This is a genomic window from Acidipropionibacterium timonense (genome assembly GCF_900605005.1).
GTDB lineage: Bacteria > Actinomycetota > Actinomycetes > Propionibacteriales > Propionibacteriaceae > Cutibacterium > Cutibacterium timonense.
On the sequence record NZ_LR027558.1, the window covers coordinates 1,088,561 to 1,102,870 of the forward strand.

Below are 14,310 nucleotides of genomic sequence, written 5' to 3' on the forward strand. Positions count from 1 at the left end.
CCGTGGGAAGGGGGCCGACTCGTCGATGACGTGGGCAGCAGCTGCCGGGATCAGGCCTGGCCGATCTCCTCGAGCATCTGCGTGTACCAGGGCAGGGTGACGTCGAAGGGCTTGCCACCCTTGATCCGGTCGAAGGCGATGTTGGTGAGCACGTCACCGTTCTCCTCGTCCTGACCGATGACGCCGGGCCTGCCGGCCAGGGCGCACTCGACGGCCAGGTCGGTGCACCGGAAGATGAGCTCGAGGTCGGCCTCGTTCGAGGCGGCCGAGCGCGAGAAGTACCCGGACTTCTGCACCATGACCTTCTCGGCCTTGAGCTTGGCGGCGAACTGCTTGCCGAACCACGCCCCGGGGTTGATCTTGTCGAGCTTGACGTGGCCGAAGGGGTCACGCGGGACCTCCTCGCCGGCGCGCTCGAGCTCGGCGATGATGGAGTCGAGTCCGGCTCCCTCGGACAGGAAGATCGTCACATTGCCGACCTCGTCCATGATCGTGTTGAGGCGCTCGGCCTCGGCGTCCAGATCGATGTGGGCCTCGGGCACGTACACGGCGTGCACGTCCCAGGCCTCCTTCGACAGGCCGATCTCGGGCAGCCACTCCTGCTCGTCGAGCCATTCGCGGTACTTGGCGGCGGTGGCGGCGGTGAGCCAGCCACAGTTGCGGCCCATGACCTCGTGGACGATGAGCATCCGCGACCCGGAGTTGTGCTCGCCGACGATGTTGCGGGCGAAGATCGACCCCTGCTCGGCGGCGGTCCACGCCCCGAGCGACTGACGGATGGGGACGACGTCGTTGTCGATGGTCTTGGGCAGACCGACGACGGTGAGGCCGTAGTCGTTCTCGGCCAGGTAGGCGGCCAGATCGGCGGCGGTGGTGTTGGTGTCGTCACCACCGATGGTGTGCAGGACGTCGACCCCGTCGGCGACGAGACGGTCGGCGGCGACCTTGAGCGGGTCATCCCCCTCGGCTACGAGGCCGCGCTTGACGAGATCGTCCTTGTTGGTGAGCTTGACGCGGGAGTTGCCGATGGGCGAGCCGCCGAACTTCGTGAGCAGGTCGGCCTTCTGGCGGACGGCGTCGGTCACGGTGAGGTAGTCGCCCTTGAGGAGACCCTGGTACCCGTGACGGTAGGCGATGATCTCGATGTCGGGGGCGACCTCGGTGTAACGCTTGATGAGACCGGCGATCGCCGTCGACAGGCAGGGAGCGAAGCCGCCTGCGGTGAGCAGGGCGACCTTCTTGACCTCGGCCATGGTTGCGTGACCTTTCTTCTCAGGATGGTTGTCAGGGCTCAGCCTACCCATCGCCTATCGGCTGGGGGCCTACCCATCGCCTCCCGGCTGGGGGCCCACCCATCACCTCCCGGGTGAACGCTCGGCGAACTCTGTCGACGTACCCTTCCACCTGCTCCCGGGATGGGTTGGGCTGACCTCATGGACCCGACACCCACCCCGCTCTCTCGCCGACCTCACACGGGTCGGGTGACCACCGATCGTGGGGCCTCGATCTCGACCGCCCTGACCCTCCTGTTCCCGGTGCTGCTCCTCGCCGGTGGGCTTGCCGTCGACGGCGCCGTCCAGGCCCGCGCGGCCTCGTGGGCACACGCCGTCGCCTCCACCGCGTCGAGGTCCGGGTGCGAGGCGGCGTCCGGCCGACACCTCGCCGGGGACCCGGTCGGACCGGAGGCCGGCCGAGCCGAGGCGCTCCGGACGGCGTCGGAGCTGCTGGACGCCCAGGGCCGGGCGACGGTGAACCGGACCGGACCCAGGCTCGTCGTCGAGGTGACGGTGAGCCGCCCGACCGTCGTCCTGGGGGTCGTCGGGTTGCGCCGGGTCCGGGGGACGGCCTCGGCCAGCTGCGCGCTCAGCCCCCGCTGACCGGCCTAGGATGGGGGAATGGCCCACTACTACCCCGTGCATCCGGTCAATCCGCAGCGACGCTCACTCAACCAGGTCGTCGACATCCTGCATGACGGGGGGCTCATCGCCTACCCGACCGACTCGGGTTATGCCTTCGGCTGCCGGCTGGGCAACAAGGAGGCGCTGGAACGGATCCGGGGCATCCGCAAACTCTCCGACAAGCACCACTTCACCCTCGTCATGAGCGAGTTCGCCCAGGTCGGCCAGTACGTGCAGATGGAGAACTGGGTGTTCCGGGCCATCAAGTCGGCCGTGCCGGGCCGCTACACCTTCATCCTCCGGGCCACCCGGGACGTCCCCAAGGTCATGCTCCACCCCAAGAAGCACACCGTCGGGGTGCGCGTGCCCGACCACGTCACCGCCCTGGCCCTCATGGACGCCCTCGGCGAGCCCATCGTCTCGTCGACCCTCATCCTGCCCGGCGAGGACCTGCCGATGACCGATGGCTGGCAGGTCAAGGAGACCCTCGACACCGACGTCGACGCCGTCATCGACTCGGGCGACTGCGGGATCGAACCGACGACGGTCGTCGACTTCAGTTCCGGGGAGACCGTCATCACCCGCCTGGGTGCCGGCGACCCCACCCCCTTCGAATGACCAGACCTCGAGCGGACGGACGAACCTCGTGACCCTCTCCCTCACCGGACCGATCGGCCTCATGGGCGCCATGGAGGCCGAGGTGCGCCTCATCCACGCCGACCTCGCCGAGGTGCGCGATCTGCCCGCGCCGTGTCCTCTCGTCAGCGGCCTGCTCGACGGCGTCCCGGTGCTGCTGGCGCGCTGCGGGATGGGCAAGGTCAACGCGGCGCTCGCCACCAGTGCCCTGGTCCAGTCCGGGGCCGGGTGCATCGTCTTCACCGGCGTCGCGGGGGCCGCCGGGCCGGGCCTGGGGGTCGGTGACGTCGTCGTCGGGGACAGGTTCGTCCAGCACGACGCCGACGAGACGGCCTTCGGACGAAGGATCGGCGCCGTCCCCGGGGAGCCCGACGACTGGTGTCCCGACGCCGCTCTGGCCGCGCTCGTCCTCGACTGCGCCCGCGAGGTCTTCGGGGACGACCGCAAGGTCGTCACGGGGACCATCGCCAGCGGCGACCAGTTCATCGCCGACCCGGCCAAGGTGGCGTGGCTGCACGACGAGTTCGACGCCCAGGCGGTCGAGATGGAGGGGGCCGCGCTGGCCCAGGCCGCGTCCCACCTCGGCGTGCCCTTCGCCGTCGTCCGCGTGCTCTCTGACTCGGCCGACGGCACCGCCGCGACCGACTTCCCGGCCTTCCTGGCCGACGCCGCCCGTCACGACCGCGACCTGGCGCGGAGGGTCGTCGCGAGGCTCGCCGCGTCCTGACCGGGCCGCCTGCCGCGGGCTCACCACGTCCGGAACCGGGGGTGTGGCTGCGGCGCGTGGGCGTGGGAGCGGGCGCGTCACCCCGCGGTGAGGTCAGCGCACGCGAACCCGCAGCGCTCCTGGCGCCACCCGGGTGCGCATGGAACTCACCATCCCCACCGGGTCCCCGTCGACCTCGGCCAGGACCGGGCCGGGGGTGCGCACCAGGCAGGTCGACGCCGGCTCGTGGCGCACGAGGTGGTGGCCCTGGTGGCGTCGGCTGAGGACATGGACGAGGACCGCCGTCCACCCGACGATCCCTCGCGGCGACAGCGACATGAGGTCGAGCTGGCCGTCGTCGATGCTCGCCTGGGGCACCAGGTCGATGCCCCCCGGCAGCAGTCCGCAGTTGCACACGAGGACCGTGCGGGCCCGGGTCGTCCACGGGTGACGTCCATCGGTGACGACCCGTGCCGAGAACCCCCGCTGCACGAGGGAGCGGAGCCCACCGCCGACGTAGGCGACCCAACCGAGCTTCGACTTGTCGCCGTCGGAGGTGTCGGCCATCATCTGCGCGTCGAAACCCATCCCGGTGATGACGGTGAAGCACATCTGCGGCCCGTCATCGAATCGGACCCAGCCCAGGTCGACCTGCCGGTCCCGGCCGGTGAGCGCGACGCGCAGGGCGGCTCCGAGGTCGTTGACCGGCAGCCCGAGGTTGCGGGCCAGGAGGTTGCCCGTGCCCAGCCCGATGACCCCCATGGGTACCTGCCCCCCGGCCAGGGAGGTGGCGACCTCGCGGACCGTGCCGTCCCCGCCGAGGGCACACACGAGATCGACGCCGCTCTCGACGGCCCGCCGAGCGGCGTCCGCCCCGTGGTCCTCCTCGGTGGTGGCCAGGAGCAGTGGTGGCGCCCATCCGCTCTCGGCGCAGATCCGCGCCACCTCGTCCTGCCATCGGCTCAAGGCGACGACCTTGAGCGGATTGTGGACGATGGCCACCACGGGTGCGCGGTCAGTCATGGCGCCACTCTAGAGCACGACCGCGCCGCCCTCGTGGCATCCGACGGTCACGATCCCAGCGTCGAGGCCAGCCGGTCGACCCGCCCGATGGCCTCCGCCAGCCGGTCCGTGCCGACACGGGACCGCAGACCCTCGACCATCGTCGCGACGAGGTCCGCGTCGGCACACAGGGTCAGATCACCCCCGGCCGTGACGAAGTCGGCGGCCCGCCGCGACGGCGTCACGGAGGCGACCGCCCCGGCGGCACCCAGATCGTCGGACAGGACGGCGCCGGTGAACCCCAACCGGTCGCGCAGGAGTCCGGTGACGATCGACCGGGAGAAGACGGCCGGGTGGTCGGGGTCGAGGCGCGGATAGGTCGCCGAGGACACCATGACCGAGCTCGCCCCGGCCGTGAACGCCCGTCGGAACGGGATGAGCGTGTCCGAGGTGGACGACGTCGTCCGGTCCGTGGCCGGGCCGACGTCGGTGTTCGTCCGGACTGCTCCCAGCCCCGGGAAGTGCTTGACGCACGTACCGACCCGGCCCTGGCGGTAGCCGCCGATCACCGCGTCGACGAGGGCGGACACGGTGCCGGCCGAGGTGCCGTAGCCCCGGTGAAGGGCCCCGATGGGAGCATTGCTCGCCCCGAGCGCCGGTGAGACGACGTCCGCCACCGGCCCGAGGAAGAGGTTGACCCCGTGGGCCCTCATCTGGGTGGCCGACAGCCGAGCCAGCCGGGTGGCCTCGGCGACCCCGAGCCGGGCCACCCGCTCGGCCGAGGGCAGGGCGTCGAACCCGTCGGCGACGAGGTTCTGGACGAGCCCTCCCTCCTGGTCGGCGGCGACGACGCCCCCGGGGTGTCCGGCCGAGGTCGCGGCCCGACGCACCCGGGCGGCGGTCCGGGTGATGAGGGTGGGGTCGGTCCACCGGCCGACGAGGAAGACGCCGGCCAGCCCGAGCGAGCCGACGAGCTCGACCGCGCGGTCGATGTCCTCGTTCGGCCCGAGCCCGAGCAGCAGGCAGCGTCCGGCACGGCGTCGGATCCGAGCCTGCGAGAGGGTGGGCGAGACCGTGGGCGAGGGGATCGACGAGCTCGTTGACGCCGTGGGCGATGACGCCGATGGGCTGGTCGGGGTCGCGGAGGTGGGCGTGGACGACCCCGTCGTTCCCGTCGTCGAGGGATGTGGCCCGGGCCGGCCATGGCAGCCGGCCACCGCGAGGGCCGCGACCGCGAGGACCACCCGACGGGTGGGGGCGCCGCTCATCGGTCCTCCCGCCAGGTCGTGCCTGCCGGGCGCAGGCTCACCTGCCGGGCCAGGGCCGCCGACAGGCGTTCGGTGAGTTCGGACCGAGCACCCTGCCCGGAGGCGACGGCCACGGTGAGATGGACCGCATCGGCGGCGTAGCCGACCTCGGTGACGTCGACGCCGCAGCCACGGATGACCGCCTCGTCGGCCCCGGCGCTGGAGATCGGCAGGGTCATCGTGAGGAGGTCGACCTCGCGGCAGGTGACGAGGCGTGCCCGTCCGAGCGCCAGACACACGGCGTCCGAGTACGCCCGGACGAGGCCACCGGCGCCGAGCTTGATGCCGCCGAACCAGCGGGTCGTCACGGCGACGACGTCGGACAGGTCGCTGCGACCGTCGTGCTCGAACCTCGTCAGCGCCTCAAGGGTGGGGACCCCGGCGGTGCCGGCGGGCTCGCCGTCGTCGGAGGATCGTTGCACCTGACGGCGCGGCCCCAGGACGAAGGCCGTCACGTGATGACGGGCGTTACGATGGGCCCGTCGGCACGAGTCGATGACCGCGCGGGCGGCGTCCTCGTCCTCCACCCTGGCCAGGGTGGTGAGGAAGACCGACCGGCGCACCTCGAGGGTCGAGGTCACCGGTTCGTCGGCCCGCAGGACGGTGTAGTGCACCCGTCCACTCTCCCCGGTGGCCCTGTCCCACGCAACCGCGCGAGCCCCGCAGGTCGGCCGGTGCGGGGCGGCGAGGCCCGACACTGATCGTTGATCGAGCAACGGTCTCGCGGGCTGGACCCGGGTGTTCGGGCGGCTGGGGCGGCGCGCTATGAATGAGACATGTCTGCACCGACCATGACCGAGTCCGTCGATCTTCGTCTCGCACTCAACGGCCTGCCACTGCCGGCGGCTGCCCACTCCGAGGACATCCAGGTCATCGCACCGGTCCTCGCGCGTCAGCGGGAGTTGCGCCGTGAGCTGTCCGAAATGCGTTGCCCCGCCGATCGGCGCATCCAGGACTTCCTCGACCGGTACCTGGCCGACTGCCCGGTGCACCCCAGCCTTCCGCCCACCACCCTCACCCTCGACGAACCGGGCCTGGCCCGTGCCCTGTCACTGCCGGTCGACGGTGACGAGTTCCGCTCCGACCTCGTCGAGAGCTACCGGGTCGCCAACGGCGTCCTCCACAACCCGCGCAACGACCGACGGACGACGGCCGGTGTCTTCCACGTGGCCGAGGGTGGTCTGGCCATTCCCGACGACAAGAAGGCCGTGCCGGCGCACGTCTTCGCCCAGCTGCTCGAGCGGGCCTTCCAGGCCCCGCCGGAGCACACCCTCCTGCCGTACAGCGCCAACGAGGCACCCGAGCGTCAGGCCCACACCTACGCCTCCCTCCTGCTGCGCCCGCTCGTCGTGCCGGAGGTGCCGGGCCTGGTGACCGAGCGCCGGATGGAGATCCGCTTCTTCGTGCCCGGGGGACTCGTCTCCAACCTCGATTTCGTCGAGGGGATCTTCGGCAATGCCGGCGACCCGCTGCTGCCGGTCAACGACGCCGCACTGGCCCCGTCGACGTGGACGGGTCACACCGGCTGCGTCGTCCTGGCCCCGCACCTCAACCTCGTGACGAAGAAGGAACTCGGCCTGCCGCACGTCGACGATGCCACCGAGCGCCAGCGTCGCGACGGGATGTGCTGGTCGAGCGAGGACGAACGCTACAACGACGGCAAGCCCTTCAAGCTCTGCGCCCGTGACGAGAGCGGCGTCATCGTCACCATCATCGCCGACAACTACTTCGGGTACTGCAAGAAGGAGGTCAAGACCCAGATCTCCTACTCCGCCAATCTCTTCGGCTCGGCCGAGGAGGAGCATTCCGGTGGTGCGCGGGCCTACATCTCGCACAACCAGGGCCAGGAATTCGTCGCCAAGAAGGTCGAGGGGGAGCCGAGCGTGGCCGACGTCGTCGCCGCGAACCCGGGTGCCTTCGAGGCCCAGCCCGGTGGTTGGGCGCGGTGCACGACCCTCGACGACGTCCTCCTCGTCCCCGGTGGGGCGCGCTACAGCCTGCTCGACGGCACGGTGACGTGGACCGACGCGGACGGCGTCGAGCAGTCGGTGCCGATGCGTGCCGACCACGAGTACCTCACCCCGGGCGGCTACCGCACCCGGATGCAGCTCAACCGCACCGAGCGGGTGTGGACCCTCGTCGGCACCTACGGTGACTCGACGACCCTGCACAAGCCGTGCACCGTCTCCGGCGGTGGCAAGTCGGAGATCTCCAAGGCGATCTCGGACGCCTTCATCCCCGGCAACGCCTACAGCCCGGACTTCGACGCCGACATGGACGCCGTCGACCAGATCCTCAACCGCGACTTCTCGATGCGCTTCAAGGACCCCGAGCTCAACGGGAAGGACCACCGTCAGATCCTCTCGCCGGAGCGCTCGGTCGGGTCGGTCATCAAGCTGCTCACCCCGTCGTCCGACTTCACCCTCGACTACAACGACTGGGTCGAGTCGATCCCGCAGTTCCGCAAGGAGCTCGTCTTCACCGTCAAGAGGTACTACCGGCCCGAGTGGGGGGCCGACTGGCGGTCGCACTTCAGCGTCGCGCCGACCAACGGCCGCCACGGCAACATGGTCCGGCTCGACGGCCAGAAGATCCATGTCAACATGCTGCGGGTCGGCTTCGAGCCCGACGGCTCCTGGCGCCTCTTCTCGCTGCGCCACGACTACGCCCCGGCGGTCAAGGTGCAGACCGAGGACGACATGACGGCCTCCGTCGTCACTCCGCCGGGACTGACGACCGGGCCCGAGGGGCTCTCGCGCAAGGTCGTCGAGAACTGCGAGCGGCTGCTCTTCCAGCGCCCCGACGACGCCATCGTCCGCGGGTACGACACCCAGACCGAGCGCGACATGGCCGGGCACGACCTCTTCATCTCGAACTACCAGCCACTCACCCGCGAGGAGGTCGGCGCCATGCGTGACGACGTCGTCCACTTCTCGCAGTTCACCGAACCCATGGCACGGTTCCTGTCCGACTTCGCCGACTCCGACCCCGAGCAGGGGCCGGCCTACGTCGTCTCCAGCGCCGATCCCCGGCTCATCGACGGCGTCCGCTCGAAGAACCCGCGCTACCTCCAGGTGCGCCCGGACATCGCCAACCCGAGGCAGACGGCCATCGCCTCCCTGGCCAGTCACCTCTTCCACCGGGTGCCGGTCGGCGAGAAACTGCCGCTGCCGGTCGACGTCGTGGCCGCCGGGCGACGCAACAATCCGCCGGAGGACCGCATCCCGGCGCTGTGCGCCTACAACCCGCTGCACTACATGGAGCTGCCCGAGCTCTTCATGGAGTTCATCTCGTCGATGACCGGCAAGAGCCCGTCGACCACGGGGGCCGGCTCCGAGGGCGCCCTCACCAAGGCCCCGTTCAACGCCATGCCGGCGGTCTTCGACCTCAACGCGTCCTTCCTCTCCTTCGTCCTGGGCGGGTACGACGGGTGGCTGTCGTCGGCGGGGTACATCGGTCCGAAGGTGCAGGTGGCCCACGACATCTCGCTGCTCGTGCCCGAGATCTTCTGCCGGATGGAGCCGGCCGAGCGCGACGCCCGGGCCCTCATCGAGGGTGGCTACCTCGAGAAGCTCGACGACTACGAGCAGGACGGCGAGCTCATCCTCGCCTCGCGCCTGGGCTACCGGATGACCGAGAAGTTCATGAAGCGGTACTTCGGCCGCATCCTCATGCACCCCGACAAGGTCTTCACCCCGCAGATGCTGCGCCCCGAGCTCCAGGACGCCGAGATCTTCGCCGACTCGGTGCGGACGATCTCGACGACCCATGCCCGCGTCGCCAAGGCCTACTTCGACGACGGCACCGCCGACCTGGCCGTTCCGCCGCTGCGCGCCCTGCTCGAGATCATGGCCCACGGAGCGACCGCCGACGGACGCACCCTGGACGACGAGTCGGTGCGGTCGATGTTCACCCGTGAGTCCGTGCTCGCCTCCGACTGGTACGCGGCACGACTCGACGCCAAGCAGGCCGAGGACGTCCGTCGCTCCGAGCGGGGGATCGCCCAGCTCGAGGAGTTCATCGCCGATCCGCGGAATGCCGCGGCCTGCGCCGAGATCGACGCGGCCGGCCGGCTCGAGGAGATCCGGGCCATCCACGATCGAGTCGCCAGCGCTGACTACCGCGAGCTGCTCGTGGGGACCCTGGGGCGACAGGCCTCCTTCCGCTGAGACTGGAGGGACCGTCCGGTCGGGTCACATCGACCGGACGGGCTCATGGCGCCGGTCACATCGACCGGACGGGCTCATGGCGCCGGTCACATCGACCGGACGGGCTCATGGCGCCGGTCACATCGACCGGACGGGCTCATGGCGCCGGTCACATCGACCGGACGATCTGCTCCCGAATGGTCTCGACGTCACGGCACACCCGGTCGGCGTCGAGGTTCATCGTGGAGATCGGCGGCAGCGAGGCCATGAGCAGGGCGATGTCGCTGTGGATGCGCCGGGCCCACGGTGCCGGCGTGTCCCCGCTGTGCCAGCAGCAGGCCATGAGGTCATATCCGGTCTCGGTGACGACGCGGTCGACCCGTGACCACCGCTGCAGGGCCGTGGGGGCGTCGGGCCGGGTCGCCGAGAGGACGCCGCTGCCGCGGACGATCTCGTGGACGAGGTGGTTGCGGTGCACCATGCCCTCGGCGGAGTTCGCCGTGCCGGCCTCCAGATCGCGCAGGACCGGCATCATCGAGCGGAGGGTGCGCCGGTACTGGCTGCGGACGAGGAGCACCGGGGCGCGACGTCCGACCACCTGGATGACGCCGATGCCCACGAGCAGACCGACGACCGTCTCCTCGATGCGGTCGCGGGCGATGAGCAGCGCCTGGGTCTCGGCGGCGACCGGGGTGAGGGTGAGGGCGAAGATCGTGATGAAGATGACGCTGAGCCCGTACTGGTGGGGGATGAGCGCCTCCATGCACCACACCGCGGCGATGACGATGACGACCCGGGCCCAGTCGGTCGGGTGGGCGGCGACGATGCCGAGGTACGCGGCCAGACCGACGACGGTGCCGAGGACCCGCAGAATGGCGCGGATCGTCATGTCGGCCCGCGACTGGTCCATGTGCAGCATGATGAGGACGCTGAGCACGGCCCAGTAGGTCCGACCGAAGGGCAGCAGTTCCATGGCGGTCGCGGCGAAGAGAACACCGGTGGCCGCCCGCATGGCGACCATGAGTGGGCGTGACCCGCGCTCGGCGGCGGTGCGCAGGAGGTACGAGCGGGAGGGCCGTCCCAACGGTGTGTGCTCGACCTGTTCGGGCAGCTCGACCGAGGCGCTGGGGAAGGACTCCAGCCGCATCGCCTCCTCGAGCTCCAGATGGCTGGCCAGGAGTCGGTCGCGCAGTGCCGTCCACGCCTCCGAGGGGGCTCGTCGTCCCTCCGGCGGGACGCCGTCGTTGAGCACCCACCAGGCGTTGTGGACGTCGGCGTGGGCCCGCGATCGCAGCCGGGCCACCTCGTGGGCAGGGGTGTCGTCGGGGTGGTGGACGAACCCGTCCACCGAGCGAACCGCCTTGTCGACGGCCATTCGCGCCGGCCGGTTCGGCATGAGGAGGATGAGCGCCATTGAGGCCGCGGCGGCGACGACGAAGTCGAGCGCCGTGGCCGGCAGGAGGCGCCCGTACGACCATCCCTCGGTGGCCATGTACGACCCGAAGGCGGCGGCGAAGAGGGTGTTGAGGGGGCCCGGCGGGCCGAGCTGCAGCCCGTGCCAGCCGAACTCGACGAGCAGGGTCCAGGCGGCGAGCACCGGGGGCAGCAGCCACGGGATGGAGGCGACACTCATGCCGATGGCCTGGGAGGCCAGGAGCGCGACCCCGACCCCGATGAGCACCTTGAGGCGGGTGCGCGGCGGGGCGGTGCGCCCGGCCATGGCCCCCATGGCCCCCATCATCCCGGCCATGCCGTGCGCCGGATCGAGGACGAGCGAGATGACGACGAGGCTCACCGCGATGGGAATGACGGTGAGGAGGGCATTCCTGCCGGTGTCGGGTGCCGGGTGGAACTTGAGGACGTTGGCCAGGATCGGATGCGCTGGGGGCTTCGCCACAGTGGTCGGACCCGGTGCGGTCATGCACGCCTCACGTCGGGCCGGTCGACTCCCATCGTCGTCGTGAGGGACCATCCGGTGTCGAGGTCGGTCACCGTGGCCCGGACGATCCCGGTGGGTTCGACGACGTAGCGCTCCTCGACCCAGTGGCCGTGCTCGACCTCGTGGACGTCGGTCGGGTCCAGGGGTGCCTCGCCGGCCTGGAGGGCGGCGTCGAGAGGGACGACGACGGTCGCGAAGGGAGTGAGGTCGCCACGGGGCACGCCGTCCTCGGCGCGCTGGAACTCGACGAACCGGTAGACGCCGAGGTTGTGCCGGGCCTGGTAGCGACGGCTCACCGTGGTCGACCCGTCGAGGAGGGTCGTCTGGTCGACGAGGACGTCGAAGCTCACCGCGCGTCCGGCGTCCGTCTCACGGAAGACGCCGAACCCTCGCGACAAGCGGTCACGGATGCCGTACACGGAGTCGGGGTCGGCGGCGATGGCCAGACCGACGGCGGTGGCCGAGGTGGGGTGTGGGGAACGGTGGACGCGCCGCCCGTACACCTCGCGGACCCGGCGGGCGACGACCGGCAGGCAGGTGGCACCGCCGACCATGTGGATACCAGCGACGTCCGAGTGCCCGGGGTCATCGGCGAGGAGCCCGCTGAGCGGCTCCATGACAGCCAGGGTGCGGTCGACGAGGGACCTGCAGGCCCGCTCGTAGTCGGCGACGGGCACCCGGACCGCCTCGTCGGGCAGGTCGACGACGACATGCCGGGACTGCGGGCGGATCGCCTCCTTGGCCAGTCGGCAGGACTCACGCAGATCCTCGGTGCCGGGCATGGGCGTCGTCACGAGGGACCGGACGAGGCCCTCGAGGACTCCGTCGAAGTCGTCCCCGCCCAGGTCGTTGAGCCCGACGGAGTCGACGACCTCCCCCTGGGTGCCCGACATGTCGACGAGGGAGGCGTCGAAGGTCCCTCCGCCCAGGTCGTAGACGAGGACCCGGGTACGTCGCGAGTTGAGGGATCGCGCCTGACGCAGGGCGTACTCGAGACCGGCCGCCGAGGGTTCGTTGACGATGCCCAGCACCTCGATCCCGGCGGCCCGGAAGGCCTCCATGGTGACGAACCGCTGACCGGTGTGGGCATGGGCCGGCACGCCGATGACCGCGCGCAGCTCCGGTGCCCCGGTGGCCTCCCGGATCTGGCCGGCGACGGTCGTGAGGTAGTCGGTGAGCACCTCGCCGAGGGTGAACGACCGGGTGCCGATCCTCACGGTCGTCGAACTCGTCACCGATGACGACGCCAGGGCTCGCTTGAGCGAGCGGATGGCCGGTGCGCCGCGGGTGACGGCGTCGAGGGCCTCGTAGCCGTGCACGAGGGCACCGTCGACGACGGCCGTGACGGAGGGGAAGTGCTCATGGCTGTCACCGTCGAGGTCGGTGAAGGCCACGACGGGGTAGTTGCCGCGGTCGACCGCGGCGGCAACGGTGTAGGTCGTTCCGAGATCGATACCGAGGTCCATGCCCCCGACGATAGTCGCGCCGGGTGACAGGACCGTGACCTGTTCGGTCAGCGGGAGTCGTCCCCCCGACGCGGCCGGTAGGGCTGGTCATCGTCGGGTTCGTCGTCGGCGGACCGCGCTCCCCGGCGGGCGCGTCGGTCCCCGCTCACGTCGTCGGAGGTGTCCTGGGCGGCCGAGGCGCCGGCAGGGTCGGTGAGGGTGCGCGGGTCGGGCACCAGACCGGAGTTGTCAGTGGTGGGGGAGTCGATGGAGCGCAGGAAGTCCTCGACCTCGGCGCCGATGGCCTCGGCGCTGGGCAGGTCGACCTTGTGGGTCTCGATGGCCCGCTGGTCGGTGGCGGCGTCGTACTGCTGCTCGAGGGCCTGGAGCATCTGGGAGAGCTCCTCGGACTTCTCGACCTGGGCGGCGAGTTCGGCGCGGATGGCGCCGGCGGCGACGGCCAGGGCATGGGTCGGCAGGGCCAGACCGGTGACCTGGTGGATGGCCTCGACCATGGCTCGGGCGGCGTCCGGGTAGTCCATGTCGGCCAGGTAGTGGGGCACGTGCGCCGCGAGCCCGACGTAGTCATGGCCGGTCTCGGCGAGCCGCTGAGACAGGACCGAGGGGAAGGACGCCGGCATCTGGAACTTCCCGAAGGGGGGTTGGTCACCCAGGATGAGTTCAGGTCGGGAGGCCCACCGGCTCACCCGGATCGGGCGGGTGTGCGGGGCGGCCATGGGGATGGAGTCGGTGACGACCGACAGGCGCACCCCGAGATCCTCGACGAGGTCGACGACGCGGCGCACGAGGGCCTCCCAGCGCAGCGCAGGTTCCGGACCGTCGAGCAGGAGGAAGTGCTGACCGTTCTCGTCGGTCACCTCCCAGAGCACCAGACGGGGGCGCCGGTAACCCTCGAAGTGGTCGTTGTCGAAGACGATGGGGCCACGGGAGTCACGGTGGTCGATGAGCTCGTCGAGGTCGAACTCACCCAGCTCATGGTGGGGCAGTTCGGCCAGGAGGGCCGTCGTGAGGTTGTTCTGGACGTGCCCGACGTCGGCGAAGGAGGTCACCGTGACGAGCAGCGTCGAGACCTCCTCGGCGGCCCCCGTCACCTCCGGGTTCCACGTGAAGAGTTCGTCATGACCCTCACTCATGGGCCCACCTCCTGCCGACGATCCGTCATCTCCCACCAACGTACGCGACGGGTCCGACATTCCGCTGCTTCGACG

The 14,310-nt window shown here is 70.7% G+C and carries 11 protein-coding genes; 4 read left to right on the forward strand and 7 right to left on the reverse strand.

Annotated features, from left to right (window positions below; all coding sequences use genetic code 11):
- Nucleotides 1-50: 50 nt before the first annotated feature.
- Nucleotides 51-1,253 carry a pyrophosphate--fructose-6-phosphate 1-phosphotransferase gene (locus tag E0E30_RS05205; RefSeq protein WP_130865383.1) on the reverse strand — a complete coding sequence of 401 codons (1,203 nt, stop codon included), beginning with the start codon at nt 1,251-1,253 and terminating at the stop codon, nt 51-53.
- Nucleotides 1,254-1,481: 228 nt separating this feature from the next.
- Between E0E30_RS05205 and E0E30_RS05210 the strand changes: the two genes are divergently transcribed.
- The 3 genes from E0E30_RS05210 (at nt 1,482) to E0E30_RS05220 (ending at nt 3,261) form a co-directional block, all read left to right on the forward strand.
- Nucleotides 1,482-1,877, forward strand: coding sequence for a hypothetical protein (locus E0E30_RS05210; RefSeq protein WP_130865384.1), 396 nt, complete (start codon nt 1,482-1,484; stop codon nt 1,875-1,877).
- Nucleotides 1,878-1,895: 18 nt separating this feature from the next.
- Nucleotides 1,896-2,516 (forward strand): L-threonylcarbamoyladenylate synthase, encoded by a 621-nt coding sequence (locus E0E30_RS05215; RefSeq protein ID WP_130865385.1) that lies wholly within the window; start codon nt 1,896-1,898, stop codon nt 2,514-2,516.
- A gap of 61 nt (nt 2,517-2,577) precedes the next feature.
- A complete protein-coding gene (locus E0E30_RS05220; RefSeq protein ID WP_130866759.1) occupies nt 2,578-3,261 on the forward strand; it encodes a 5'-methylthioadenosine/adenosylhomocysteine nucleosidase in 684 nt (227 codons plus the stop codon).
- A 93-nt stretch (nt 3,262-3,354) separates the two neighbouring features.
- Here E0E30_RS05220 and E0E30_RS05225 read toward each other — a convergent pair whose 3' ends face one another.
- Genes E0E30_RS05225 through E0E30_RS05235 form a run of 3 tightly spaced genes read right to left on the reverse strand, consistent with a single transcriptional unit; the run spans nt 3,355 to nt 6,163 of the window.
- A complete protein-coding gene (locus E0E30_RS05225) occupies nt 3,355-4,263 on the reverse strand; it encodes a diacylglycerol kinase family protein (protein ID WP_130865386.1) in 909 nt (302 codons plus the stop codon).
- Between the two features lie 47 nt (nt 4,264-4,310).
- The gene (locus E0E30_RS05230) at nt 4,311-5,510 is read right to left on the reverse strand and encodes a glycoside hydrolase family 3 N-terminal domain-containing protein (protein WP_130865387.1); all 1,200 of its coding nucleotides are present in this window, start codon (nt 5,508-5,510) and stop codon (nt 4,311-4,313) included.
- A complete protein-coding gene (locus E0E30_RS05235) occupies nt 5,507-6,163 on the reverse strand; it encodes an IMPACT family protein (RefSeq protein ID WP_130865388.1) in 657 nt (218 codons plus the stop codon). The genes E0E30_RS05230 and E0E30_RS05235 overlap by 4 nt, the downstream gene beginning before the upstream one ends.
- Nucleotides 6,164-6,325: 162 nt before the next feature.
- On the opposite strand from E0E30_RS05235, the gene E0E30_RS05240 reads away from it, so the two are divergent.
- The gene (locus E0E30_RS05240) at nt 6,326-9,718 is read left to right on the forward strand and encodes a hypothetical protein (protein WP_130865389.1); all 3,393 of its coding nucleotides are present in this window, start codon (nt 6,326-6,328) and stop codon (nt 9,716-9,718) included.
- A 148-nt stretch (nt 9,719-9,866) separates the two neighbouring features.
- On the opposite strand, the gene E0E30_RS05245 is transcribed toward E0E30_RS05240, so the two are convergent.
- From E0E30_RS05245 to E0E30_RS05255, 3 genes are read right to left on the reverse strand one after another with little or no spacing between them, the layout of a single operon-like run.
- Nucleotides 9,867-11,594, reverse strand: a complete 1,728-nt coding sequence (locus E0E30_RS05245) for an FUSC family protein (protein WP_130866760.1) — start codon at nt 11,592-11,594, stop codon at nt 9,867-9,869.
- A 20-nt stretch (nt 11,595-11,614) separates the two neighbouring features.
- Nucleotides 11,615-13,102, reverse strand: coding sequence for an Hsp70 family protein (locus tag E0E30_RS05250; RefSeq protein ID WP_130865390.1), 1,488 nt, complete (start codon nt 13,100-13,102; stop codon nt 11,615-11,617).
- Between the two features lie 47 nt (nt 13,103-13,149).
- The gene (locus tag E0E30_RS05255; RefSeq protein ID WP_130865391.1) at nt 13,150-14,235 is read right to left on the reverse strand and encodes a PAC2 family protein; all 1,086 of its coding nucleotides are present in this window, start codon (nt 14,233-14,235) and stop codon (nt 13,150-13,152) included.
- Nucleotides 14,236-14,310 lie beyond the last annotated feature (75 nt).